Raw genomic sequence first — 21,753 nt, 5'->3', positions numbered from 1 at the left:
GCTTGCCAAAAACCCCAAAAGTCGTGAGAGACTGAGCCGTTCAGGAACCAGCAGGAGCCGGGACGACGATACGCCGCCGGGAAAAGGACAAACTGTGAGCTGGTTTTACGAAGAACATGGCACCCGCAAGGGGCCGGTGTCAGCAGATGGGATGAAAGCCCTCGTCACAGAAGGGATCATCGGACATTCCACCCTGTGCTGGACCGAAAGCTTCGGCAGTGAATGGCACCCAGCTGGAAGCTGCGTGTTCTGGCCCCCCCAGCCCGAAGGCGTTCCACCGGCTCTTCCCGTAAGCCTGATCTCGAACCGCTGGCTGTGGCTCAGCCTGATCGGCCCGTTCTTCGGCAAGATGGCGATCGAAATTCTGGAAGGATTCGGCTTCATTCCGGAGTTCGCGAGCAATATCGGCACTATGGTCGTCAGTATCGGGATTTTCTACTACGCGCTGATCATGGACCGCCGCAGCCTGCTGGCAGCGGGCTTCCGCCCCGGCACGATCCTGTGGATCCTCCTGCCCCCGCTCTATTTCTGGCGCCGCATCCAGATCGTGGGTCACGGCATGCTGCTTTTTTTCCTGTCGGTACTCGTGTTTCTGTGCGAGTTCATTCCCGCGATCACCAATGGCTGGCACATCATGCCGGACGAAGGCCTCTCCAGCTACGTCTCCCGCCGCTACTACGAGCTGTAAGCCCTCAGCAATACCGGCGGTAAAACGCCTCGACCCTGCTGGCTGCCGCACCGATCCTATAGCGCGACATGTCCCATTGGCGCGGTACAGCATGCTCCAGACGACGCAGCCCTTCCGCCAACGCCTCCAGACAGTCCGGCACCACCATGCAATCCGGCGCATCAGCCAGAATATCCTTCACGCCACCGGCCGCCGTAGCACAAACTGGCAATCCGGCTTCCATGGCCTCCAGCAGCACCAGTCCGAACGGTTCATGACGTGAGGGCACGATAAACGCATCAAACGCCGCCAGAAGATCGGGCATGTCCGTGCGATACCCGGTGAAGATGATCTCCGAACGCCCCTGTGCCGCCTGTTGCAGCGCGCCGCGCTCCGGCCCGTCGCCCACGATAACGAGACGGGTCCCGGGCTTCAGCTCCGCCTGCTTCCAGGCCTGAATCAGAAGCCCGAAATTCTTCTCCTCAACCATCCGCCCCGCTGCGCCAATTACGACGCCCCCGTCCGGAATTTTCCACTCCCACCGCATCCGCGCCCGCAGAGCCGCGCGCACTTCGCAGGTTGATCGCGGAGGCACCGTCCAGTTGGGAATCAACGCAGAGGCATTACGCTGTTTTTCCGGCAGGGACTCCTGCTGCCAGGACGCAATACAGACCAACCCGTCATGCGCGGCATAGCTACGCCCCCGATAGCAGGTGTGCAGCGTGGCCACCACCGGAACGGACCCCACCAGCCCCGCCCGACGCAGCCAGCTCACACGGGCGGAGGCACGACCCAAATGGGTATGGACGATATCATGGCGGCCGCTGCGCAACTCGGAGGCCAGTGCGGGCAGATAGCCCGCCCTCCCAGCCCGCACGACCTTCACCTGGGGACAGAGAAACCCGCTGATGTCGCCGCCCGTCAGCGGATCGACCGTATTACGCTCCAGCAGGAGCGTAACGTCATGGCTCCGCGCCTGAATGGCGGAGAGTTCCGCAAGATGACGCTCCGTCCCCGCGAATTCCCGGGTCGAGAGGCAGTGCAGAATTCTCAATCGGGAAGTCACGCGCTTTTTCCTTGATGGGCGTGGCGGGAAAACCGGAAATCAGGAGTTGATCCGGCCCCCGACGCCCCATGCACCCTCAATGATCGGGCCACTACGGGTGGACATACGCTGATACGGTGGCCTTGGCTGACAGGCCACGAGATAGAGCCCCACCGTGAACAGAAGCTGGGAAATCGTGGTCATCTGGGTCAGAAGCCAGATGAAACCCGGCACGCCCATGCCGCGGAACAACTGGTAGACCAGAAACGCCAGCGACAGCAGGCGCATGGCCCGCAGCAGCGGTCGCAGCGGATTGAGCATCCCGGGACGAACCAGCGGCGCCGAACGTTTCATGCCGAGGAAGAACGCCAGACTGATGCACCAGATCAGCGCACTGTCGATCATGTTGGACAGACTGGCGCCGAACAGCAGCATAGGCAGCACGAGGGAGAGCCCGTCCAGCATCAGCGCGCCGAGCTGACAGCTCAGGCCAAGCTGCAGCGCCGTCAGGCGCCCGGGAAGGCGATCCGCCACAGGCTGGAACAACCGATCGAGCAGCCAGTCATCCACATGGGCAATGCGTTCAGGTAAAGTCATCACAGGCACTTTATCCGCCCGGACACCCCCCTGCACATAATTTTTTCTTCATCCGGCCGTCAGATACAGCTCGGCCAACGCAGGCTACACATGCTGGACAGAGACCGGCCCAACCGGTTTATTCTTTTATGAAGATGCGTTTCTCCTCTGGAAAGTTCTGAACACATGTCCGCACTCTTCCGTCTGTCACGTCTGTCACTGCTGACAGCCACCATGCTGGCGTCTCCGGTCCTTGCGGGAGCCCAGGCCGCACCGGCCACGACCCCCACGACAAACGCAGCAACAGCGAGTGCCACCCCCACGACGGTCACACGGGCGACCCTCGCCAACGGACTGCGGGTCATCGTGGTGCGCGATACTCTCGCCCCGGTGGTGCAGACGATGCTGAACTATGAGACAGGCTCGGTGAACGCCCCGAAAGGCTTTCCAGGGACGGCTCATGCGCTTGAGCACATGATGTTCAACGGCTCGCAGAGCCTGTCGCGCGACCAGCTTTCCACCATCAGCGCGCAGCTCGGCAACAACGACAATGCGGACACAACGTCAGACGTCACCCAGTATTATTTCAAGGCCCCCGCCAGTGACCTCGACGTCCTGCTCCGCATCGAGGCCGGACGCATGCGCGGCCTGAACATCACCGAAGCCGAATGGGCACATGAGAAAGGCGCCATCGAACAGGAAGTCTCACGCGACCTCTCCAGCCCGATCTACCGCTATCTCTCGCAGATCCGCGCCGCCCTCTATGCCGGCACCCCCTACGAGCAGGACGCCCTCGGCACCCGTCCATCCTTCGATGCCACGACAGCGCCCCTGCTGAAGAAGTTCTATGATTCCTGGTACGCGCCCAACAACGCCGTGCTGGTCATCACCGGCGATGTGGACCCACAGGACACACTGAAGAAGGTTCAGGCCGCTTTCGGCAACATCCCGGCCTCCACCCTGCCAGAGCGCGGCACTGTCTCCCCCACTCCGGCCAAGGCACAGAGCATCGCGCTCGATACCGACCTGCCGATCGGCCTCGTGACCATGGCCTGGCGCATGCCCGGCCAGCGTGATCCCGACTACGCCGCCGCCACCCTGCTCGCCGACGCCATCAGCAGCCAGCGGGCCGCCCTGTTCGACCTCGTACCGTCCGGCAAGGCACTCGATACCGGCTTCATGTATGACCCCGAAGCACAGGCCGGTCTGGGCGTCGCTTATGCCGGCTTCCCCAAAGGTGCGAACCCGGACGCCCTGCGGAGCAGCGTCGCCAGCATCATGGAGAATTTCCGCACCCACGGCATCCCGGCCGAGCTGATCGAAGCCGCCCGTCGTAAGGAAATCGCCTCGCTCGAATTCAACGCCAACAGCATTTCCGGCCTGGCCGAAAGCTGGTCACAGGCCGTCGCCATCCAGCACCTGAACGACCCGCAGGACATGCTGGCCGCCTTCCGCCACGTGACCAAGGAACAGGTTGACGCGCTGGCCAAAAAGCTGCTCGACCCCGCCCACGCCATCACCGCCACCCTGACACCAAGCTCCTCGGGCAAGCCGGTCGGCCAGAAAGGCTTCGGGGGCGCTGAATCCTTCAATACACCGCCTTCCGGCAAGGTCGCCCTGCCGAACTGGGCACAGCAGGCCCTCGCCCGCCTGACGATCCCGGCCGCAGCCCCCCTTCCGGCCGCCTATACGCTGTCGAACGGCCTGCACCTGCTGGTCCAGCCCGAGCATGTCAGCCACACCGTCGAACTGATCGGCCGCATCCGCCAGAACGCAGATCTCGAACAGCCGGCCGGGCAGGAAGGCGTGGCGGACGTGACCGAACAGATGTTCCTCTACGGCAGCAAAACGCATGACCGTCTGGCCCTCGCCCGCGCCCTCGACGATCTCTCGGCAGACGAGGACGCCGGCGCGTCTTTCTCGCTCAGCACTCTGACGCCGAACTTTGAAAAGGGTCTCGCCCTGCTGGCGGATCACGAGCTGAACCCGGCCTTCCCGGAAAAAGCGTTCCACATCACCCAGATGCAGGCCGCACAAGCACAGGCCGGCGAACTCCAGTCACCGGGCTACCGCTTCGGCCGCGCTGCCCGCAAGGCGCTGGTCCCGCCGCAGGACCCTACCCTGCGTGAAGCGACTCCCGCCACGATCGGCAAGCTCACACTTGCAGACGTACAGGCCTATTACGCCCACGCCTACCGCCCGGATCTGACCACCATTGTCATCGTCGGCGACATTACCCCCGAAGCCGCAAAGGCAGATATCGAAAAGGCTTTTGGCGTCTGGAAGGCCGTAGGCCCGAAGCCCGTCGTCGATCTGCCCGACATCCCTCTGAGCCGCGCCTCCCAGGCTGTGGTCGCGGATCCGGGACGCTCACAGGATGAGGTCAAGCTCGTTGAGACCATCGGCATGAAGGTAACTGACCCCGACCGCCATGCCCTGGCCGTCGGCAACACGATCCTCGGGGATGGTTTCTCTTCGCGCCTGATGCAGGACCTGCGCGTGAAGACAGGCTATGTCTATGGCGCCGGAAGCGGCTTTACCTATTCCCGCACCCGCAGCGGCTTCGGCATCACCTTTGGCGCCGATCCGGACAAGGTTGGGAAGGCCCGCGCCCTCGCCGTCAAGGACGTCGAAGACATGCGCAACATCCCCGTCTCGAAGGAAAGCCTCGACCTCGCCAAGGCGTCCCTGCTGCGTAGCCAGCCCATGTCCCGCGCCAGCTTCAGCGCATTGGCCGGAAGCTACCTGTCCCTGATCGCCCTCGACCTGCCGCTGGACAGCCCGGCCAAAGCCGCTCAGGCGATCTACGACATGAAGCCCGAGCAGGTGCAGGCCGCTTTCCGCAAATGGGTCCGCCCCACTGACCTCGCCCAGATCGTCATGGGTCCCCAGCCGAACTGATCTTTCCCTTCCGGCACAACAGCAAAAGGCCACGGACTGCTCCGTGGCCTTTTTTTCATACCCGCCCCTGAACCCAGGGCACAAAAAAGCCGGAGACACGCTCCGGCTTTTTCAGGATCAGGCAGGAAAGAGCGTCAGGTCAGACCGCCCCTCAGCCAATCAGCCCCTCATCCTTGAGCACACGCAACGCATACTGGATGCGATGCGTGTACAGATGCTCGGCCTGTGTCCGCGCCTGAGCCTGACGGGCCATCTTCACGCGCAGATCGTTGTTGTCGAGATACGTCGTCACCAGCCGCTCGAAATCCACACGGTTGGAGAACACCGGAATCTCGTCGGCAGAGTAATAGCGGCGGATCTCATGCGTATCCTCGTGGAACACTTGGAACGCCCCGGCCAGAGCAGCCTCGAATGTCCGCGGCCCCGGCGTGGACGGCGCAATCACGAAACGCTTGTTCTCGAAGCTCAGCGAACGACCGAGGTTCAGCACCAGCTTGGAACGGCGATAAAGCTCCACAAGCTGGGACTTCTCGATCCGCGCATCGGAGAACCCGATCCCCAGTTCACCCCAGCCCGGACCAACGATCTTGATGTTCAGGTCCCGCAAAACCGGAAGCAGGTTGCGGACAATGTCCTTGCGGTTCGTGAACGCCACGCCACAGAAGAGGACATCGATCGTCTTCTCGGACTTCGCATCGATCTCGCCGTAATGCAGCTTCGGGCTGGCTGCCAGCGGCAGATGAAACACCCGCTCACGCTGATAGAAGTTATGTCCCCAGCGGTCGCAGGAGAAGATCACGTCGAAATCATCGGCGATACGATAGTTCGCGTCCTGCTCATAGGGATCTTCCGTCGCCCAGAACACCGTTACCGCGCCGATCTTCTTCGCCTCACGGCAGACCTCGCCGAAATACGTGCTTTCCGGAAGATAGGAGCCGATTGCGAATACGATCGTCGGCTTCAGTACCCGGATGGAACTCGCAGCGGCCGAAATGTGCACGGCCGTGACATTGTCTTCGCCAAAACAATCTGCCCAGCCATCCATGATGGACTCACGGATCTGCGCATTGGCCTGGCTTTCATACCGGCCACCACTGCAGACAAGAACGCGCCCTGTCAGGCCACTCATTCCGCTGGCCGGCCCGCTGGCGCTTCCGGCTTCCACGATCATTTCTTTCACTGCGTCCATAACCTTCCCTGCCCTCCCAAATTTTTCAAACCGGAATTCCCCGGCACGTCATTCGATGCAGCCCTGAACAATCCCTGACAACGCCTGCCGGAAATGGACCGGAGAACAATCCCGCTCGACAGCCGCGAGCGCGCCAGCCCTCAGAGTCTTCCACAGTTCCGCATCCTGATAAAGCCGCTCCACGGCAGCCGCGAACGCTTCGGGATCATTCGCCGGAGCCGCAAGAATCTCTGCACCATCCGTCCAGCCAACTTCTTCCTGAAGCAGCGTCGTGACGACCTGCGGCAGACCATAGGAAGCCGCTTCGTGGACCTTGAACGGAATTCCACCCGCAAACCGCGTCGGCGCCACGAACACCCGATGCCGGTCGAACAGTTCCCGCGGATCCCCCACAGGCCCCACAATTTCCACCCGGCTATTCGCCGAAAAAACCGTCATATCCACATCCGGCCCCACATAACCGGCGATCGTGAAATGGACATCCGGCGGCAGAACCCCGTCCAGAATCGGCAGCACCCTGTCCACAAACCAGACAAGACTGTCATGGTTAGGCGCGCCCTCGTCATGAATCGCGCCAAAAAAGAGGATGCTATGCCGGGTCTCGAACGGCGCTGGAGTCGGCTGAATCTGCAGTTCATGCCCGAGCACCGAGACATTCTGATAGCCCGCGCGACGCACCAGATCCGCGTCATGGGACGTCACCGCGACGATCTGCTGGCAGAACCGGGCACAGTCTAGTTCCTGCTGCAACATCTCATCGAAGCTGATATCCGGCTCCGGCAGGTCCAGAACCCGGATACGCTCCAGTGTGCGGGGCGTGGCGATCACTTCCGTGTCCAGAATCGGACCGGCAGAAGGCAGATAGCGGCTCGATTCATTTAGCAGGGGCAGGAGACGCACCAGATTGTGCGTACGGCCGATCCAGACCAGATCGTAGTATCCGACCCGCTCCTGAATAAAATCAGAGAAACTGGACAGATCCCGATCCACGATCAGTTCCACCGTCTCCGGAAAATCCCCGAACAGATCGATGACCGTCTGATCCCTGGGCAGGACAGGAAAAACCGTGACCTGATATCCCAGCGCCGTCATCTCATTAATGATGTCATTCGAGCGGACATAGCCGGAGCCCAGACGCCGCAGAGGCAGACGGTCCTCGATGAAGAGGATCCGCTTATGCTGGCTGACCCGGTGTTCGCGCGCCAAAACGGCGTTACGGATGTGGGCCGGCTGCTGATGACGCAGAAAATCCTGCTGCAGACGGGAAAATGTCTTAAGATTGCCCTGGATCAGAGCATGGGAACCGGCCGCACCAGAGCTTCCGAACTCCAGATGTTCGATGACCACGTTCGGATCATAGACAATGCGCATTCCCGCCTTGACGATCCGCACGCACAGATCGGCATCCTCGAAATAGGCCGGCGTGTACCGCGGATCATATCCGCCCAAGCGACGCAGCAATGTCGTGCGGACCATCAGGAAAGCGGCCGAACAGTAATCGACGTCCCGGACGAAGTTAGCCGTCGTCAGGTTCGGATCATCCTCGCGCAAATAGCCGTAAGTCGCACCGTCCCGCCAGATGATCGATCCAGCTTCCTGAAGGCGCATGTTCGTACGCACCAGCTTTCCGCCCACTGCACCAATCGCGGCCTCGGAACGCAAACGCTTCAGCGCATTAACAATGGCATCCGGATACAGGCGGATATCGTTATTCAGATACAGAACAAACGGGGCCTCCGCTTTTTCCAGCGCAAGATTGCAGCCCAGAAGATAGCCGATATTGTAGCGGTACCGCAGGATCGTAGCGCCCCGCACCATTCGCCCGATATGGCGGGTCTGATCATGCGAACCCGAGTCCACCAGTATGAGCTGGATGGCACCGGCATAGTTGGCCCGCAACGAAGCTAGGGCCTGCGCCGTCAGGGCAACCCGATCATAGACGACCATGAGAACGCTAATTTCAGGAACGCCGTGAACCGTGAAATCCAGCGGATGCCGGACCAGCGACGGAAGGATGGCTTCGGCTTCACGTTCAAACAGAAGCCTGGACTGTTCCTCGGGAATCTCGGCCACGGCCGCAAGCGCTGCCATCCGCTTCTCGCCCAACCCCGTCCGGCCAGCGACGAAATGGGCGAACGCACTATCATACAGGCGATTGCGCACGTCGTTGCGGACCTGCGCCTGCGCCATGTGGGCGGCGAGGTCCATATTTTCCTGCGGCGCACGCCCTTCCTGCGCGCCGTAACGGACAAAATGATCGTAGCCGTTGCGGAAATATCCATGCTCCAGCGACGGGGCCATATCCGGATAGGCCTGCCGATAGAACTCTTCAGAAAAGAATTCCTGCGGATCAAAAAGACGTGAAGTCTCGTTGGTCAGGTAATGATGCAGGGCACTCGAATAATGCCCTGCGGCTATTTCCTTCCGAACCTCAGGATAACGCGTCAGATACCAGACCGGATCGAAATACCACGAAACACGCCCGGCGTCGGCAACATGGGCCGGAAGTCCGAGCCATGACGCGAACAGCCCGATCCGGCTGTCAAAACAGTCTGGAAAGATCAGGGAGAGCTCGCGGCAGAGTTCATCATCGAAAAAATGATGTCCCCGGTAATAATGGCTCTCTCCGATTTCGAGATAATGGTCGTAGCCATTACTGAATCTGTGCTCGTTCAGAAAACGCTGTGTCAGTTCAGGATAACGGCGCCGATAGCCCGGCTCGTCAAACAGCCAATGCGGAGAATGGGTCTTGTATCCGATGGCGGTATAATGCTCGAAACCCGACGCCCATTCTTCCCGGATCAGCCCCTGACGCACATCCTTGTGCGCATCGCGATACCAGATTTCATCAAAATATCGGTTCGGAGAATGCCCGTAACGCTGGCCAGTCTGCAAATAGAACGTATACGGATCGTCCTGCCCTTCTTCGCGCATCCAGTCCCGCACCTCGGGATAGCGCAGCAGATACCACTGCGTATCAAAGCGGGACCACCGGGGTTCCCGCCTCTCAGATAACGGGGCTGAAACAGCTTCGGACATCAGGGCAAGCCTCCTGCTCGCAGGTCAGGAAACGACTTTTCCAGCGAGAAGACGTTCCCCGCGTGCGACATTCTCGGTGTGCAGGTCGACATATTCCGCAGACAGGATCGCACCATTGTCGAACGTCACGGCAATATTTGTCATCCTTGATCCGTAGACGTCTCCCACGACATTCACGAGAATGAAGCGATAGACGCCATCAAGCGGACGGGCATAGCCTTCGCGCGGCATGAACGTCCCGTTGAATCCGGCACAGACCGGCGCATCGCGATGCGCTGTCGCGACATCACCCCGCAGCACACGTTCCAGCGCAAAGAAAACGATCTCGTCACGACTTTCCGAGGCCAGTCCGCCATAAACCTGACCAGCACGGGACAGATTGCGAAAGAACATCCAGCCACGAACCGACAGAGAACCGTCCGGTATCAATTCGGCAGGCGGATCGCCAGCCAGCCCCGTGAAATCATCAATGAAATAATCCAGCGCCCCCGACGTGTAAGGATGCATCTGGTTCTTACCGACACCCGACAGCTTCACACCACGCATCAGGCCGTCACTATGAGAGACACGACGGAAGTCGGACAGGATGAGATCGTTGGAAGGAGCAGAACGGGTGATCTTCCGGATCTGCCCGCCTTCGACCTCGATCTGCATGGACGTCAGCTGGAACGCACCCTGACCATTGACCACATTGATCAAACCAATGCGGAAACGCCCCTCACACCACTTGCCGCGCAAGGCGACCTTGCCGGAGAAACCGGCGCGACGTGGCGCATCGGCGAAAAGCTCCGCAATGTCCGCACGGATCTCGCGCTGGCACTCCAGAAAGATCATGGCGCTGTCGGGATCTTCGCCCAACAGGACCGTGAACATCTGCCCCGCTGAACTGACCCCCGGCAGGATCATCCATCCGCGTATGTGGAACTCAGGAGCCCCCAGGAAAGGTCTCTCTTCTATGTCGGAAAAGACGTGATGGCAGATGTCATCGATATAGCATTCGGCCCCCTGCACCGAGAACCAGTCCGAAACAGGGACTGGCATTTCCACGGACAGATCCCGCACCGTCGGCGGATCGAAGATATGACGCGGGGGTGCCTGGTGGCGCCAAGTAGGATGGGCCAACAAATGAACCTGCCCGGCATCCAGACGAAGTTCCGACACACCCATTTCACGACGTGGGGCCGTATCATGATAGAGCGCTAGCAGCTCGTCAGCATAATCCCGGGCATGGGTCCAAAGCGCAGGCGTGATATTTTGCATGATCTGCCGGCGCAGAGGCTCGGACGAACGCAACAGTTCCAGACGCTCCAGCACCATACTCGGACGGCTTATGGGAACCTTGAAACCATTCACGCCATCTTCAACACGATCTCCCAGGGCGCCCACATCAGTAACAATGGGAATGAGACCATTCTGCCAGGCCTCGGACAGAGAGATGCAGTAGGTCTCGGGCCAAATCGACAGGTTCAGCGCGACATCTGCCACCTTCAGCGCATCGATATCTCCCATCTCGTAGCGGCCGTAAATTTTGACATGCGGACGCGGGACCGAGGTCAGGACGGCTTCATATTCCGGATGAATATAGCCGAAGATATGAAAGACGAAATGGTCAGGGTGGGCGATATCGATCAGGTTAAGAATCGTATCGGCGCCCTTGGTCCGCAGGAAGTTCCCAACGATTGCGACACCCAGAGGACGGTCCCCCAGAGGCTCGTACGGCTTCATCACGATCGGAACGGTGTTGTCCGGGCTGGGTATCCCCATCACGAGACTGCGCTTGCTATCGAGCACCGGATAGATTTCGTGCGTCAGGTCCCGGGAATGGACAGTACCGAACAGGATAGCGTCGACGGAATGTAGCATCTTGGCAACGAAGGCACGACGTGTCTGCTCCCCGCCATGATCCACATTTTCAGAGGCCTTGAGCGTGATGTCGGCCGCCAGAACCGAGCGCACTTCGTCCTCAACGTAACGAAGTTCGTGGTTCAGCAGATTGTACCGGGCGGAAATCAGCCAGAAGTCATGGGCGGAGAAAATCACACCCGCGCCATTGGCCTTCGCGATGATCGGCAATGACAGGGCATGATGGCCCAGATGCTGGAAATGGACGAGATCGATGTTATACTGGCTAATAACGCTGGAAAACGCCATTTCTTCCGGCGAGTCACACATCGCGTCCTGCCAGCCAACTTCCGGCACGTCGAAACGCTCCAGTTCGTGACCATTGGCTGTGGTCAGACGGCAGAAGCCGCCACGACGCAACCAGTAGAAATATTCCACGTCACGCGACAGAAGCGCGCACAGGCCCTGTTGATAGACTTCAACGCCACCCCACGCCTGCTCGTGAATCGTGGAATGTGTGCACATCAATACACGCAGACGGCGGCGGCGATGCAGGGGTGCAAGGGCTTGGGTCCGGCGCCCGAAATCGGCCCCGGTAATATCACGCATCTTTTCGAGACGATGCTCGTAAAGATGCTGCGATACGACGGATTTCTGTGCAGCCAGAGCGGCATTGCGACGTGTACCCTTCTGCTGAAGCAGCCGGGCAATCGCATTCACAACCTGATCGGCATCCCGGGCAAGGGAAATGCCATTCACAGTCTCGAAATACTCGGCACTCATGCTTTCCGGAGCTTCCACGACCTGAGCCGCGCCTGCCAGGGCCAGCTCGAAGAAGCGCGGCCCAGGAGCCGTGGCCTGACTGACATCACCGTGGCTCGCATAGTCACGGAACATGGTCAGAGTAACGGCGCTGACATTCGCGAAATCGATGAAAGCTTCGTGGCTGATCGGACGCTGAATGGCCAGCGCAGCCAGATCCGCTGGCAGGGGCGGCAGGAATTCATTGGTCGGGCAGACGAGCTTGAGGCGGGCATCTGGAAACGCTGCGATGACCTTACGCAACGTATGGACGCGATTGGGCCACATCGTACCGGCAAAGAAAATATCATATTCCAGCTCTGCAGCAGGAAGTACGGCACGCTCGTGAATCGACGCACTTGCAGCCAACGGGAGGTAGTGGCCCTTGCCGTGATAGTATTCCGCACAGGACGGATCATTCGTAAAAACGTAGTCGAAGAGTTCGGCATTCTCAACATTGAAGTCCCGCATGAAGGGGTCTTCGAAAGTCCAGAGAATCATGCTCTTGAAGGCAGGACGTACACGACGAATCAGGGGCAGATTGATGCGCTGAGCATCCAGGCAGATCAGGACATCATGTTCACCTGAAGCCGCGATAGCAGCCAGGCTCATGTTGTCCGCGACAACCACCTGCTCCTTTCCGAAAAGCGTCTGGGCTGCCCGCTGAACGGCAAGCGTCAGATAGGAATTGGGATTATGGGTGTAATTTGTATTGTAAATGACCGCCATCAATCTCTTGGGCTAGAACGCCCACTCCCATATTCAATATTGACCAGTCGTCCGGATTACAGCAGGACATGCCCTCCGTTCACGACACTTCCGTCTCAGAGCTTTTTCTTTTGTAGCTGATGACGCCGCCAAGAAAAAGCCTCTCTAGCAAGAATGAACCTCCAATAAAAAAGGGCCGCCGAAGCGACCCTTTTCATCACCGACCGGGAGAGGAGAGCCTCTCCCGGTTCGCCAAAGCGAAAGCTCAAGCGTCCGTGTTACGGCGACGGATGGCGGCACCCAGGATATCACCCAGGGATGCGCCCGAGTCAGAAGACCCATAGTCATTGATGGCCTGCTTGTCTTCCTCGACCTCACGGCCGCGGATTGTCAGGGCCAGCTTGCGGGACGCACGGTCAACGGAGACGACCTTGGCGTCTACCTTTTCTCCGACTGCGAAACGCTCCGGACGCTGCTCAGCCTTGTCACGGGCCAGCTCGGCGCGACGGATGAAACCGGTCAGAACGTCGTCGACCTTCACTTCGATACCGTTGCTCTGAACAGCCGTCACGACGCAGGTGACGACAGCACCCTTCTGGACGCGGGACAGGGTGTCAGCTGCCGGATCTTCCTGAAGCTGCTTGATACCGAGGGAGATACGCTCCTTCTCGGGATCCACATCGAGAACCTTGGCCTTGACGACCTGGCCCTTCTCGTAGTGCGACATGGCGGTTTCGCCTGCCTCGTCCCAGGACAGATCGGACATGTGAACCATGCCGTCGATGTCTGCGGAAAGACCAACAAACAGACCGAATTCGGTAATGTTGCGGATCTCGCCTTCGATGATCGAACCGACCTTGTGCTCTTCCTCGAACTGCTCCCACGGGTTGCGCTGAACCTGCTTGAGGCCGAGGGAGATACGGCGCTTAGAGCTGTCCACATCCAGAACCATGACGTCGACTTCCTGCGAAGTGGCGACGATCTTGCCCGGATGGACGTTCTTCTTCGTCCAGGACATTTCGGAAACGTGCACCAGACCTTCGACGCCCGGCTCCAGCTCCACGAATGCACCGTAATCGGTGATATTCGTAACGCGGCCCGTGAAACGGGCATTTGCCGGGTACTTGAGTGCAACATTTTCCCACGGATCAGCTTCAAGCTGCTTCATGCCGAGGGAAATACGCTGCGTGTCCGGGTTGAAGCGGATGACCTGCACGCGAACCGGCTGACCGATCTGCAGGGCTTCGGACGGGTGATTGATGCGCTTCCAGGCGATGTCGGTGACATGCAGGAGGCCGTCAACGCCGCCGAGATCAACGAACGCACCGTAATCGGTGATGTTCTTGACGACGCCGTCGAGGATCATACCTTCCTTCAGGCCCTGGATCAGCTCGGAGCGCTGTTCCGCACGGGTCTCTTCAAGAACGGCACGACGCGAGACAACGATGTTGCCACGGGCGCGGTCCATCTTCAGAATCTGGAACGGCTGTGGCTGACCCATCAGCGGGCCAACGTCACGAACCGGACGGATGTCGACCTGGCTGCCCGGAAGAAACGCCATGGCGCCGCCGAGATCAACCGTGAAGCCGCCCTTGACGCGACCGTAGATCGTGCCGTTGACGCGCTGGTTGTTGGCGAACGCACGCTCCAGGGCGGTCCATGCCTCTTCGCGGCGAGCCTTCTCGCGCGACAGGACGATGGAGCCGTCACGGTCTTCGTAACGCTCGACATAAAGCTCGACGACATCGCCCGGCTTCACGTCCGGAGCAACGCCGGCCGGACCGAATTCCTTGAGCGACACGCGGCCTTCGCTCTTGAGGCCGACATCGACGATTGCGAATTCATCGGTCAGGCGGACAACGCGGCCCGTGACGACGGAGCCGTCAAAGCCGGTGTCACGGCCCAGGGTCTCTTCGAGAAGGGCTGCGAAATCTTCGATGCCGTGGCTGGTCGTGGGGGTCTGAGTGGCTGAAGCCATGTAAATACTATATTCCCGGATGCCCGTTTCTTTGACGAAACAGATATCCACGTCTGCGCCAGATCCATGACGGACCGGACGTCTCCCCGCCGCCGCTGAACGGTCAGATCGGGTTATTGGCTGTTGGACCTGCCTACCAGACGCAGAACAGGCCATCTCCCTGCCCTAGGGGCCTGGTGATACGGTGCACCAACACCCTGCGAGGGCGCTGTGTCAATAAAAAAAGGCGCTTTTTCAGGCGCTGCGGCGTCAGATCAGTTTCACGCACAACGCAAGGCAACGGTTTCGCATGCCTTATCAAGGACCTCGGCCGCAGAGAGCATGTCGGTCTCGATCAGAATAGCGTCAGGAGCCTGCACCAGCGGAGCAGTTTCACGCGATGAGTCGCGTTCGTCCCGCGCCATGATCTCCGCCACGGCAGCTTCCAGCTCCCCCTCGTCCAGCGGGGTCCCGCCATGAACCTGATGATGCCGGCGCAGCGCCCGGGTGCGTGCCGAGGCCGTGATGAAGAACTTCACATCCGCATCCGGAAAAACGACTGTACCGATGTCGCGGCCATCCACGACCGCGCCTGTTTCAGACGCGAAAACGCGCTGGCGTTCGAGCAGGGCCGCGCGGACAGCGGGCTGCGCGGCCACCAGGGAAGCACCCCGGTCGATCTCGGGGAAACGCAGATCCGTGCGGACCAAATCTGCCTGTTGCAGGGCCCGTGCTTCAGCTGACGCATCATCAGCCGGGTCCAGCCCCGCATCCACCATCCGACGGGCGACGGCGCGATACAGCAACCCAGTATCGAGGTAGGGCAGCCCCAGTTTCTCGGCGAGCGCCTTCGCAAGCGTACCTTTCCCCGCTGCGGCAGGGCCATCGACAGCGATGACAAGCGGATGGGCCGTCACGGCGTCAGCCCCGCACCGAGACCGTTCATCAGATCTACGAAACCGGGAAAGCTGGTTTCGATGAAAGCCGTATCGTCCACGCTCACTGGCTTCTGGGCAGCAAGGCCAAGCACAACAGCGCTCATGGCGAGGCGATGATCCATATGGGTCTGAACCGTGCCGCCGCCGAGAGGAGCATGATGGCCCTTCACAATGAGATCGTCACCGATCACCTCGGTTTCGGCACCGCTCACGTTCAGCAGTGCAACTGTGGACGCCAGGCGATCGCTCTCCTTCACACGCAGTTCTTCCAGACCGCGCAGACGGGATGGCCCCTCGGCAAAAGCACAGGCGACCGCCAGAACCGGATATTCGTCAATCATGGACGGCGCGCGCTCGGGCGGAACATCCACACCCTTGAGCTTGCTGTAACGCACATGCAGATCGCCGACCGGCTCACCGCCTTCGACGCGTTCGTTTTCAATGGATAGGCTGGCGCCCATTTCGATCAGCGTCGTGAACAGACCCGTACGGAGCGGGTTGAGCCCCACGCCTTCAATCCAGATATCCGAACCCGGAACCAGCAATGCGGCAACGATCGGAAAAGCCGCAGAAGACGGGTCGCCAGGGACGGTGACATCACGAGCCGTCATCTGCACCGGCCCCGTCAGGGCGATTCGGCGGCCGCCGTCATCAATGCGCGAAACATCCACTTCAACGCCAAAATGGCGAAGCATGTTTTCTGTATGATCGCGCGTGGCGACAGGCTCTTCCACAACCGTGGTGCCGTGAGCGTTCAGGCCGGCTAGGAGAATAGCGGACTTAACCTGAGCGGACGCGACCGGAAGACGGTATTCGATCGGCTTGGCCTGACCCGTGCCGCGGATCGCCATTGGCAGGCGACCGCCCTCACGGGTCAGGAATTCAGAACCATTTGCCGCCAGCGGAACCGTCACGCGGCGCATGGGACGTGAACGCAGCGACGCATCACCCGTCATGATGCTGTTGAAAGCATGGGAGGACAGAATCCCGGAAAGCAAACGCGCTGCCGTGCCGGAATTACCCATGTCCAGCACATCCACCGGCTCGCTCAAGGCGCCCACGCCACGCCCCTCGATGACCCAATTCGTACCATCGCGCATGATAGTGGCGCCTAGCGCACGCATTGCGTCCGCCGTCCGCAGCACATCTTCGCCTTCGAGCAGGCCAGTCACATAGGTACGGCCAGAAGCGAGGGCAGCGAACATCAGCGAGCGATGGCTGATGGATTTGTCACCCGGGACACGGGTGCGGCCGGAAAGTCCCTTGGGGGACGCGGAGACGGTCAGGGGGCGCGAGACTTGCATGGTAATGTTCTTGCTAGGGCTCCCCTCACCTGTCAATCACCTCGTGAATCATGCCGGAGTAGCACAGTCATGCGCTTGAAAACTGTCCGGAATCACGCTTCAGGATTTGACAGAGCGCGCGCAAGCTGGCATGGCCGCGTTCCTTATTCGAGGCATTAGCAGGCTCCGCACAATGGCAAAACCCGAACTCGGTCTGAAACGGACATGCGTTGAATGCAGCGCCCGCTTCTATGACCTCAACCGCGTCCCTGCGGTGTGCCCGAAATGCGGCACGACGCAGCCAGACGATTCCCGTCTCAAGCGCAGCGAGGTTCCGCTGCCTGAAGAGAAGGATCCGAAGCCCCAGGCCAACGAGCATGAGGACGACGTGGATCTGGAAGTCGCCGATGACGAGGATGATGATGTAATCGCCCCAGACGACGATCTGGACGATGACGACGATCTCAGCAATGATATCGAAGTCCCGAACGACAAAGATGACCGCGACGACAACTAAGGTCGTTTGCGCTGTTTTTCTGGCGGCACTGATGGGCGGCTGTTCTGATCCGGAAGGTGTTTTTACCCCGGACAGCGCAGCCGTTCGCGCATTCAGGACCCGGCTTAACAGCCAGCCCAGCGCGACGGCGGCGCTTCAGGCCCGCTGCTCCACCCCGATCCGAGTGGTGCGCCTGAGTGTGGACCGGCCGGTTACGGAAGATATTCTGACGCTCTTGCAGGTCCGCGAGGCGCATCAGGTCACGACACGGCATGTCCGGCTGCTGTGCGGCGAAACGGTGCTGTCAGATGCCTGGAACTGGTATGTGCCAGAACGCCTCTCTCCCGCGATGAATACCCTGCTGGAACAGACGGACACGCCATTCGGACGCGCAGTGCAGCAGACAGCTTTCCGGCGACAAAGACTCGAAACACGATTTCCGGGCGGGGCTTCGGGAATCGTTCTGAAGAACCGCGCGCTGCTGAGACGTGGGGTCGATGACGCGCCGATTTCGCTCGTCGTGGAAGATTATCTTCCGGCCGCGATCCGCCCCTGAGGTTTCAGGAGGTAGGCGACCAGTTCAGATGCTGTCCGCCATCAAGTGCGAGCATCTGGCCCGTCACAGACGGGAGCGCGAAAAGCGCGAGCGCGGCCTGGGCGATTTCCTCAGGTGAGGACCCATGTTGCAACGGAGTTTTTGCGCACATGCTGTCAAAATGCTCCTGGCTCTGGCGCACGGCCGGCAGGACCGGACCGGGACCAATGGCGTTCACCCGCACCCGAGGAGCAAGTGCGAGAGCCGTGGTCTGCGTCAGTGTCCATAATCCCGTACGGGACAGGGTATAACTGACAAAATGCGGAGTCAGATTCCAGACACGCTGGTCCAGCATGTTCAGAATCAGCCCCTCGCTTCCTTCGGGAAGGGCCTGCGCCATGGCCTGTGAGAGGACGAATGGGGCCCGGAGATTGGTTTCCAGGTGCAGGTCCCAGCTTTCGCGGGTTACGCTGCCCATTTCATCGCGGATAAAGGCGGACGCATTGTTGATGAGGATGCCCACCGAACCAAGCGCAGCACGGGCGCGAGGCAGAAGTGCCGCGACTTCCTCTTCGCGCTGCAGGTCGGCTTGCAGGACGCAGCCTTTACCTCCGACCCGCTCCAGCAAAGCTTCGGCCTCGTACGCACTGTCACGACAATGAATGGCGACCGCGAAACCCTGCGCCGCCAGCATCTCCACGAGAGCCGCACCGATACGGCGCGCACTTCCCGTGACGAGTGCGACACGGGGAACGCGCGGAGAAATCCGAAAAGGCAAAGCCATGGTCAGAGAGACCTGCGGGCTGTAAGAGCCGCAGCCAGTGTGCCGTCATCCAGTACATCCAGCGCCCCCCCCATGGGTACGCCATGCCCCACGCGCGTCACGGTCACACCTGTAGGCAGCAGACGCTCTTGTAACCAGTGCGCTGTCGTCGCCCCTTCGACGGTGGCGCTAAGAGCAAGAATGACTTCCCCCACCCCGCCTTCCTCAATCCGCTCGAACAGCGGGCGGACGTTCAGGTCATCGGGGCCAAGTCCGGCCAGCGCAGACAGGGTACCGCCCAGAACCTGATAGACGCCACGATGAACGCCTGCGCGTTCCAGCGCCCAGAGATCGCCCACGGTCTCAACTACGCAGATCAGGCCCCTGTCACGCCTTTCATCTGTGCAGATATGGCACGGATCGAGCGTATCAAGATTACCGCACAAGATGCAGGTCTTCACGCTCGTGGCCGCGCGCTCCATCAGATGAGCGAGCGGCAACATCCGGCTTTCCGGCTGACGCAAAAGAGCCAGCGCGGCCCGGCGGGCGGAGCGTGGCCCCAGTCCCGGCAGGCGCGCGAGCATGGTGATCAACTGGTCGATATCGCCATGGCCCATCATGGGGCGTAGTCCCTGTTAACCAGTTCAGAACGGCAGCTTCAACCCTGCAGGAAGGTCGAGACCACCCGTCACGTCACGCATGGCTTCGGCGCTTGCAGCCTCAGCCTTGGTCTTAGCGTCCGTATAGGCGGCAACGATCAGGTCCTGAAGCGTTTCGATATCGCTCGGGTCAGCCAGTTGCGGATCGATCTTCAGATCGCGCATCTCGCCCTTTCCCGTCAGCTTGACAGTTACCAGACCGGCACCGGCAGCCCCTTCTACAATGAGAGACGCCAGATTGCTCTGGGCAGTTTCCATCTTAGCCTGCATCTGGCTAGCCTGCTTCATCAGTCCGGCAAGGTTCTTCATCAGTATCTTCCTAATCAGTTAAGGTTCAGGTCGTCTTCTTCAAGTGAATCGGCATCCAGAGGCGCGAATTCCAGATCGGGCGGTTCGTCATCAGTCAGCGGCACGGTAATTTCCGGTGGCAGCCCGTATTCATCAAGGGAATGATCCTGCACTTCCCCAATCTTCGCACCCGGAAAGGTTTTCAGGATGGCCTGCACCAGGGGATGCTGCTCCACCGAAGCCTGATTGAGAGCCACAACTTCCGCGCCCTGTTCATCCAGCGTCGGCTCGCCCTGAGCCGTCGAAGCACTGACACGCCACTGGCCCGGATAAACACGATCAAGCAGCTTCTGAAGCTGGCGTTCGATGCGGGCCTGAGGCTCCTCGGCGCGAATCTGCACATCCGGCGGCGAAAAGCGTACCAGATGAACAGCATTGCGGAGCAATCCGTGCAACACGGGTTCGCGTTCGCGCGCCACCATCGCCACCATCTCACGCCAGGTCCGTGGCGGGGGCGAAAGCTCGGGTTCAGGCTCTGTCTCCGGGACAAGTTCGGCGTAACCAATGCCGGGCTCGATGATCTCGCCCCCATTGGCAACTAACCGGACATGCGCGCGGGGCCCATGACCACCAGAGGTTTCACTGACACTGCTAGACGCAATGCCGCCAACCACCCCGGAAGGCATTGCGGAAGCCGCGTCACCCGTCGGGACGGACGGAGCAACCGGAAAGGACAAGTCCTGCCCGCTTTCGGTCAACTGACGGATCAAACGGTCCGGCGTGGGCAGCAGGCTGGCATGACACAGACGGATCAGCACCATCTCAGCGGCCTGGCGGCGGTCCGGGGCAGTTTCAACTTCCTGCACACCCTTGAGCAGGATCTGCCAGGCGCGTCCCAGTACGGCATTAGACAGCCGATCTGCCAAGAGCCCGCCACGTGTGCGCTCGGCTTCCGGCAGATCCCGACCTTCGCGCAGAGACGGAATGGCCTTGAGACGTGAAATAAGGTGCAGCAGGTCAAGCAGATCCGCCAGAAGGACGCCAAGGTCAGCCCCACGGGCATAGGCCTGATCGGTCAGATCCAGCGCATCGGCAGACTTGCCGGCCATCAGGGCATCCAGCAGATCGAAGACCAGCCCACGATCCGCCAGACCGAGCATGTCAGCCACGGCATCCGCGTCACTGGCCCCCTGCGCGATGGCCTGATCAAGCAGCGAAAGCCCGTCACGCACGGAGCCATCGGCCGCACGGGCAATAAGCGCAAGAGCGTCTTCGGAAAGGGTTGCCCCTTCCCTGACGGCGATATTGTGGAAATGTCCGGCCAGAAGAGACTGCGGAACGCGGCGCAGATCGAAACGCTGACAGCGCGAGAGAACCGTGACCGGCACTTTGCGCAGCTCGGTCGTGGCGAAAATGAACGTGACCTGAGGCGGAGGCTCTTCAAGAGTCTTGAGCAGAGCGTTGAAGGCGTTGCGCGAAAGCATGTGGACTTCATCAATGATGAAGACTTTCATGCGAGCCTGCATCGGGCGGAAGCGCGTGGCCTCAATGATTTCTCGCACGTCGTCTACGCCAGTGCGGGAAGCAGCATCCATTTCCAGAACGTCGGGATGACGGTCGGCGAGAATCGCGGTGCAGTTGGGGCAGACACCACAGGGATCAGCAGTCGGACCGCCATTGCCGTCCGGACCCACGCAGTTCAGGGCACGGGCGATAATACGCGCGGTTGTCGTCTTACCCACACCACGCACACCGGTCAGCATAAAAGCATGCGCCACACGCCTGAGCTCGAAAGCGCGGCGCAGGATGCGGACGAGCGAATCCTGACCGATCAGATCATCGAAATTCTGCGGGCGGTATTTGCGGGCCAGAACGCGATAGGGCGTGGCCTCGGCAGCCGGGGGAGCAGACATTTCCGGCTCTGGTGCATCTCCAAAAAAGCCGCCGCCATTTTCGGGCGGCAGAGGGAGATCATCGTTGTCATCAGTCATGGAAGTGTTGAACCCTCAGCACTGAGGATGGGACCGTAGAGAAACGGTCGGGACGCTGCATGGGAGGAACCGGCG

16 protein-coding genes are annotated in these 21,753 nt (G+C 60.4%); 4 read left to right on the top strand and 12 right to left on the bottom strand.

All coding sequences use genetic code 11. The features are described from left to right. The first annotated feature begins 94 nt into the window (after window positions 1-94). Entirely contained in the window at window positions 95-688 is a 594-nt protein-coding gene (locus GSP01_RS03620) for a DUF4339 domain-containing protein (protein ID WP_141350815.1), read from the top strand. Window positions 689-692: 4 nt separating this feature from the next. Here GSP01_RS03620 and GSP01_RS03615 read toward each other — a convergent pair whose 3' ends face one another. Continuing rightward, window positions 693-1,733, bottom strand: coding sequence for a glycosyltransferase (locus GSP01_RS03615; protein ID WP_174787534.1), 1,041 nt, complete (start codon window positions 1,731-1,733; stop codon window positions 693-695). Between the two features lie 39 nt (window positions 1,734-1,772). Beyond that, window positions 1,773-2,309 carry a hypothetical protein gene (locus tag GSP01_RS03610; RefSeq protein ID WP_141350813.1) on the bottom strand — a complete coding sequence of 179 codons (537 nt, stop codon included), beginning with the start codon at window positions 2,307-2,309 and terminating at the stop codon, window positions 1,773-1,775. Between the two features lie 165 nt (window positions 2,310-2,474). Between GSP01_RS03610 and GSP01_RS03605 the strand changes: the two genes are divergently transcribed. Further along, complete coding sequence (locus tag GSP01_RS03605; protein WP_141350811.1) at window positions 2,475-5,189, top strand: M16 family metallopeptidase; 2,715 nt, start codon at window positions 2,475-2,477, stop codon at window positions 5,187-5,189. 151 nt (window positions 5,190-5,340) lie between these two features. Here GSP01_RS03605 and GSP01_RS03600 read toward each other — a convergent pair whose 3' ends face one another. The 6 genes from GSP01_RS03600 to aroA form a co-directional block, all read right to left on the bottom strand. Next, entirely contained in the window at window positions 5,341-6,378 is a 1,038-nt protein-coding gene (locus tag GSP01_RS03600) for a CgeB family protein (RefSeq protein WP_228123740.1), read from the bottom strand. A 48-nt stretch (window positions 6,379-6,426) separates the two neighbouring features. Then, complete coding sequence (locus GSP01_RS03595; protein WP_141350809.1) at window positions 6,427-9,417, bottom strand: glycosyltransferase; 2,991 nt, start codon at window positions 9,415-9,417, stop codon at window positions 6,427-6,429. Between the two features lie 24 nt (window positions 9,418-9,441). Further along, window positions 9,442-12,789: a glycosyltransferase family protein gene (locus GSP01_RS03590; RefSeq protein ID WP_141350807.1), complete on the bottom strand. Its 3,348-nt coding sequence runs from the start codon at window positions 12,787-12,789 to the stop codon at window positions 9,442-9,444. A gap of 244 nt (window positions 12,790-13,033) precedes the next feature. Continuing rightward, window positions 13,034-14,746 (bottom strand): 30S ribosomal protein S1, encoded by a 1,713-nt coding sequence (rpsA, locus tag GSP01_RS03585; RefSeq protein ID WP_141350804.1) that lies wholly within the window; start codon window positions 14,744-14,746, stop codon window positions 13,034-13,036. A gap of 260 nt (window positions 14,747-15,006) precedes the next feature. After that, a complete protein-coding gene (gene cmk / locus GSP01_RS03580) occupies window positions 15,007-15,642 on the bottom strand; it encodes a (d)CMP kinase (protein ID WP_141350802.1) in 636 nt (211 codons plus the stop codon). Then, a complete protein-coding gene (gene aroA / locus GSP01_RS03575) occupies window positions 15,639-16,967 on the bottom strand; it encodes a 3-phosphoshikimate 1-carboxyvinyltransferase (RefSeq protein ID WP_141350800.1) in 1,329 nt (442 codons plus the stop codon). The genes cmk and aroA overlap by 4 nt, the downstream gene beginning before the upstream one ends. Before the next feature lie 172 nt (window positions 16,968-17,139). On the opposite strand from aroA, the gene GSP01_RS03570 reads away from it, so the two are divergent. Together GSP01_RS03570 and GSP01_RS03565 are read left to right on the top strand one after the other, a co-directional pair. Continuing rightward, on the top strand, window positions 17,140-17,463 hold the full coding sequence (locus GSP01_RS03570) for a TIGR02300 family protein (RefSeq protein WP_141350798.1): 324 nt from the start codon (window positions 17,140-17,142) through the stop codon (window positions 17,461-17,463). After that, complete coding sequence (locus tag GSP01_RS03565) at window positions 17,444-17,998, top strand: chorismate--pyruvate lyase family protein (RefSeq protein ID WP_228123739.1); 555 nt, start codon at window positions 17,444-17,446, stop codon at window positions 17,996-17,998. The genes GSP01_RS03570 and GSP01_RS03565 overlap by 20 nt, the downstream gene beginning before the upstream one ends. A 4-nt stretch (window positions 17,999-18,002) precedes the next feature. Here GSP01_RS03565 and GSP01_RS03560 read toward each other — a convergent pair whose 3' ends face one another. From GSP01_RS03560 to GSP01_RS03545, 4 genes are read right to left on the bottom strand one after another with little or no spacing between them, the layout of a single operon-like run. Then, window positions 18,003-18,761, bottom strand: coding sequence for an SDR family oxidoreductase (locus GSP01_RS03560; RefSeq protein ID WP_141350795.1), 759 nt, complete (start codon window positions 18,759-18,761; stop codon window positions 18,003-18,005). A gap of 2 nt (window positions 18,762-18,763) precedes the next feature. Further along, window positions 18,764-19,360 carry a recombination mediator RecR gene (gene recR / locus GSP01_RS03555; RefSeq protein ID WP_141350793.1) on the bottom strand — a complete coding sequence of 199 codons (597 nt, stop codon included), beginning with the start codon at window positions 19,358-19,360 and terminating at the stop codon, window positions 18,764-18,766. A 24-nt stretch (window positions 19,361-19,384) separates the two neighbouring features. Next, window positions 19,385-19,708 (bottom strand): YbaB/EbfC family nucleoid-associated protein, encoded by a 324-nt coding sequence (locus GSP01_RS03550; RefSeq protein ID WP_141350791.1) that lies wholly within the window; start codon window positions 19,706-19,708, stop codon window positions 19,385-19,387. A 14-nt stretch (window positions 19,709-19,722) separates the two neighbouring features. Then, complete coding sequence (locus tag GSP01_RS03545) at window positions 19,723-21,678, bottom strand: DNA polymerase III subunit gamma/tau (protein ID WP_141350788.1); 1,956 nt, start codon at window positions 21,676-21,678, stop codon at window positions 19,723-19,725. Window positions 21,679-21,753 lie beyond the last annotated feature (75 nt).

This window comes from Gluconobacter sphaericus NBRC 12467 (genome assembly GCF_006539125.1).
Classification (GTDB): Bacteria; Pseudomonadota; Alphaproteobacteria; order Acetobacterales; family Acetobacteraceae; genus Gluconobacter; species Gluconobacter sphaericus.
The sequence above is the reverse complement of the archived record's forward strand: the minus strand, read 5'-3'. Positions and strand labels throughout refer to the sequence as shown.

What these genes read in the sequence shown, in the direction of transcription:
- GSP01_RS03610 (WP_141350813.1), bottom strand. Translation starts at nt 2,309, where the DNA reads ATGACTTTACCTGAACGCATTGCCCATGTGGATGACTGGCTGCTCGAT.
- GSP01_RS03605 (WP_141350811.1), top strand. Translation starts at nt 2,475, where the DNA reads ATGTCCGCACTCTTCCGTCTGTCACGTCTGTCACTGCTGACAGCCACC.
- GSP01_RS03600 (WP_228123740.1), bottom strand. Translation starts at nt 6,378, where the DNA reads ATGGACGCAGTGAAAGAAATGATCGTGGAAGCCGGAAGCGCCAGCGGG.
- GSP01_RS03595 (WP_141350809.1), bottom strand. Translation starts at nt 9,417, where the DNA reads ATGTCCGAAGCTGTTTCAGCCCCGTTATCTGAGAGGCGGGAACCCCGG.
- GSP01_RS03590 (WP_141350807.1), bottom strand. Translation starts at nt 12,789, where the DNA reads ATGGCGGTCATTTACAATACAAATTACACCCATAATCCCAATTCCTAT.
- rpsA (WP_141350804.1), bottom strand. Translation starts at nt 14,746, where the DNA reads ATGGCTTCAGCCACTCAGACCCCCACGACCAGCCACGGCATCGAAGAT.
- aroA (WP_141350800.1), bottom strand. Translation starts at nt 16,967, where the DNA reads ATGCAAGTCTCGCGCCCCCTGACCGTCTCCGCGTCCCCCAAGGGACTT.
- GSP01_RS03570 (WP_141350798.1), top strand. Translation starts at nt 17,140, where the DNA reads ATGGCAAAACCCGAACTCGGTCTGAAACGGACATGCGTTGAATGCAGC.
- GSP01_RS03565 (WP_228123739.1), top strand. Translation starts at nt 17,444, where the DNA reads ATGACCGCGACGACAACTAAGGTCGTTTGCGCTGTTTTTCTGGCGGCA.
- GSP01_RS03560 (WP_141350795.1), bottom strand. Translation starts at nt 18,761, where the DNA reads ATGGCTTTGCCTTTTCGGATTTCTCCGCGCGTTCCCCGTGTCGCACTC.
- recR (WP_141350793.1), bottom strand. Translation starts at nt 19,360, where the DNA reads ATGATGGGCCATGGCGATATCGACCAGTTGATCACCATGCTCGCGCGC.
- GSP01_RS03550 (WP_141350791.1), bottom strand. Translation starts at nt 19,708, where the DNA reads ATGAAGAACCTTGCCGGACTGATGAAGCAGGCTAGCCAGATGCAGGCT.
- GSP01_RS03545 (WP_141350788.1), bottom strand. Translation starts at nt 21,678, where the DNA reads ATGACTGATGACAACGATGATCTCCCTCTGCCGCCCGAAAATGGCGGC.